Genomic DNA, 3,607 nt, shown 5'->3' with positions numbered 1-3,607 from the left:
GCATTCCAAACCTCTTTGACGCGGCTGCCAGGTGCTGCCGTCCGGATAGCGGACCTGGGTCACCAGCTTGGTCAGGTGGTGGTATTCGTACCGGATCTTGCGGCCCAGCGGGTCGGTTTCTTCCAGCAGGCGGGCGTACTCGTCGTACTTGAAGGCCAGGCGATTGCCGTCTGGCAAGCTCAGGCCGACCATGTTGCCCTGCTCGTCCAGCGCGATGGCGTACCGCTCGCCGCCGTAGTCACGGCTGGCGACCACGCGGTGGTCGGCGTTGTACTGCACTTCCAGCTCGCGGCCGAGCACGTCGGTGGCCCAGCTGGTGCGGGCGTCCAGGTCGTAGCGGAAATGGAAGTGTTCGCCGTCGCTGGTCCAGTGCTCGACCACCCGTGGTTTATCGCCCAGCGTTTCCCAGCGGTAGTGACAGCCCAGCCCCAGGGCGTTGCTGTGGGTCACCATCAGGCCTTCGGCGTAGCTGAAACTGCGCACGGTGTCGCCGTTGCGGTTGATTACCGCGGTCAGCTGGCCGTGTTCGTCGTAGCGGTACTGGGTGAGCGTTTCGACGGCCTGGTTGTTGACCACGCGCTTGATATCGGTCAGGCGGCCCAGCGGGTTGTCGTAGTGAAGGTGCACGCGGGTGCCGCCGGTGGCGCTGATGTCGGTCAGGGTGCCGTCGGGGGTGCGGGTGAAATGCAGGAAGTGGCCGAGGGCGTTCTCGATGCGTTGCAGCGGCACTTCGGTGTTGGTGTCCGGCACTTCGCCGAAGTAGAAGAACAGGTTGTCGAGGGTTTGCAAAAGTCAATTGACGCCTTCGATGAAAACCAAATCTATTCGCTAGCTTGCACAAGCAATGCGAGACATAAACCTAATTTGCATGAAGAACGGGCCCCGCATATACACTAGCAGAGCCACATTAAACGATACACTTTTAAAGAACCGGCGCACGCATATCGCCAAGATCAACTTTCCTTCAAGAACTCAACACCACCAGACAGCGATGCTAGAATTAAATCATAGAATTCATCAATACAATTTGCAATCTTATAAAGGTTACCGCAATCGCCCCGCTCCGCGATATCAAAATTATTTATTTTATCAGATTCGTGCAGGTGGGTTCTATCCCAATAATAAACCCCCTCCCGACCCGCCTCAGTTATGAGAACATAGGGATTTCCCCCCCCATCCTCGCCAATCGCCAGAACACCATCAATAAATATTAACTCAGGGATGAATTCATCATTAAAGCTAACCAGATCATTACACTCCTCCTCAGGAACGACCCCAAACAAACGATCAAAACTAACCACGCCATCTTCAACTGATCTTAATGGCAACTGCCCATAATCAGGATCAGTTAAGTAAAACCCATTCATGCGTGCCAGCAGGCTCCTATAATCAGTTGGCAAAGGAACCTTAACTGTAGCCTCTAGAGAATTCAGTGCAGCATCAGTCAAGCCCGCCTTGTAAACTATAGGCATTTTCTCACCTCACTAACAACTTGATTTCATATTCTTAACACCACCCGAATGGGTGAACCTGTTGTGGATCTTCTTAGGAACTTCCTGCATTGTCATCATGTTTTCATGGTGATGCCAAGTATTTTTTGCATAGTCAGCCTTACCTTGTGGCGCAAGCGCATCTGCCTTGCCAAAGTCTCCACCAGGATTTTTCCCGTGATTCCCTTTCAAGTCAGGAACATCAACTTTCTGCCGCTCGAATGGAGTAAAATCAGGGTGCCCCCCTGGATACCTTACTACATTACTCTCCCAATCTTGATAAACCCATGTGCGCCCGTCAATTTCCATATGCACGGAACCACCTTTTTCGAGCCATTTGGCAACATCAGGGGAGTGCGATGGCTTTGCACTCCAGCCCCAAGGATCAATCCAAGATGTCGGATTTACTCCATAGTTATAGAGGTTAACTCCACCCAACACCCCGATTGGGTCTTGGGTTACAAAGCGCCCAACCCCTGAATCATAGTAGCGGAATGTATTATAATTCAGCTCAGTTTCCGCATCAAAATACTGACCTTGAAATCGTAAATTCTGATCGACATCGCTAACGGCTAGCTGCTCTACAGCCCCCCACGAGCGATAGATCGCCTGCCAAACGATCTTGCCATCGCTATCCGTCATCTCCAACGGTGTACCAATCTGATCCGTATGGAAGTAGTAGAGTTTTTGCTCTTCGCCTTCTAACTGATCAACCCTGGCTAATGGCGCATAGGTACCTGGTTCATACAGGTAGAGAGTGCTCTGCCCCGGCGTTTCCTCGCGCAGCATCCTCAGCCCTTGCCACAGAAAGCGCTTCTGCTCGACCTGGCCATTGATCTCAGCCTGCTTGGCTACCCGGCGCCCTAAGCTGTCATAGCGATACTCACCCCGGCTTTCCAGCTTGCCATTAACCAGCGTCTCCGCCCGCACCAGCCGGTTTTCGCAGTCATAGCTGAAGTGCTGCAGCTTGCCGGTCCCCGAGCGCTTTTCGATCAGGTTACCCCAAGGGTCATAGCGATACTCCTGATCACGCCACCGCTTGATCCGGTTGTCCTTGACCTTGTCGAACTGCCGCGCATTGAAGTCCAGCCGGTTCGCCGCTGCGTCATAACGAAACTCTTCGCTACCCACCAGCGAGCCGGTATCTCGGCTACGCAACTGGCCGTTGGCTTCGTATTCGTACTTGATCTCGCCACGCAGCTTGTCCAGCGTGCGCACCAGTTCACCCGCCGGGTCGTACTGGTAACGTCGGTGAATCGGGTTATAGGCATGTTCCACCAGCAGCGCGGTATTCACCCCGGTGTTGTGCACTTGCGACAGCTTGTCGGCGGGCAAGATCGAGGCAAACTGCCAGGCCTTGCGCCCCATGGCGTCATAGCCAAAGCAACTGGTGAGCTTGCCCTGGGTCCGGTACACCTCGCGGTGCAGGTCATCGCGCTCCATGTCGCTGATCACCTGGCCATCCAGGTTCAGCTGGTGCAGGTGGCCGCTGCCGTAATACAGGTGGTTGACCTTGCGCCCATCCGGTAGCGTCAGCGTGGTCAGGTTGCTGAGCGGGTCGTATTCGTAGCTGAGCTTCCCATCTGGAGTGATTTCCTGCGTCAGCCGGCCCAGCAGATCGTAGGTGTATTCCAGCTTTTCTTCGGTGATGCCAAGTTGCTTGCCGATCCCGCTGGGCTGTCGCTGGATGCTCAGCAACCGGTCAGCGTCGTCATAGCTGAACTGCTGCTGTGCGTCGCTGTTCAGCTTGCTGAGCAAGCGGCCAATAGCATCACGCTCGAACAGCGTATGCCGCTGCGGCCGCTCGGCATTTTCGCCGTAACCAATCTCCTCCAGCCGCGTCAGATGCCCGCCAACGTTGTAGCTGAAGCGCCGGGTCAGGTTGTCCACCCGCACCTCTTCCGTCAGCCGGTCCGACACGTCGTAGGCAAAGCTGTAGGTGGCGTTGTTCTCGTTGACCAGCGCGGTCAGGCGAATGGCCTTGTCGTATTCGTAGCGCACCCGCTGGCCCTTGGCATCCTGGCGGCTGCCGGGCAGGCCGCGGGCGGTGCGCAGCAGGCGGGTGGTCTGGCCCTTGCCGTCGGTGTGGCTGAGTACTTGGCCGTAGACGTTGTAGG

The 3,607-nt window shown here is 55.6% G+C and carries 2 protein-coding genes and 1 pseudogene; all 3 read right to left on the bottom strand.

Annotation, left to right across the window (positions count from 1 at the left end):
• Positions 1–792 (bottom strand): annotated as a pseudogene (locus HP546_RS27670) (type IV secretion protein Rhs); the annotation flags it as partial.
• Positions 793–953: 161 nt separating this feature from the next.
• A complete protein-coding gene (locus tag HP546_RS27665) occupies positions 954–1,472 on the bottom strand; it encodes an SMI1/KNR4 family protein (protein WP_172232239.1) in 519 nt (172 codons plus the stop codon).
• Positions 1,473–1,484: 12 nt separating this feature from the next.
• Positions 1,485–3,607 (bottom strand): RHS repeat-associated core domain-containing protein (locus tag HP546_RS27660; protein WP_172232236.1); only part of this gene is annotated, 2,123 nt, incomplete at its 5' end.

It is taken from the genome of Pseudomonas sp. CM25, from assembly GCF_013179705.1.
Taxonomy (GTDB): domain Bacteria; phylum Pseudomonadota; class Gammaproteobacteria; order Pseudomonadales; family Pseudomonadaceae; genus Aquipseudomonas.
Note: the sequence above shows the minus strand (reverse complement) of the source record. Positions and strands in the feature narration are given on the sequence as shown.

Coding starts and splice junctions, on each gene's coding strand:
- HP546_RS27665 (WP_172232239.1), bottom strand. CDS start 1,472: ATGCCTATAGTTTACAAGGCGGGCTTGACTGATGCTGCACTGAATTCT.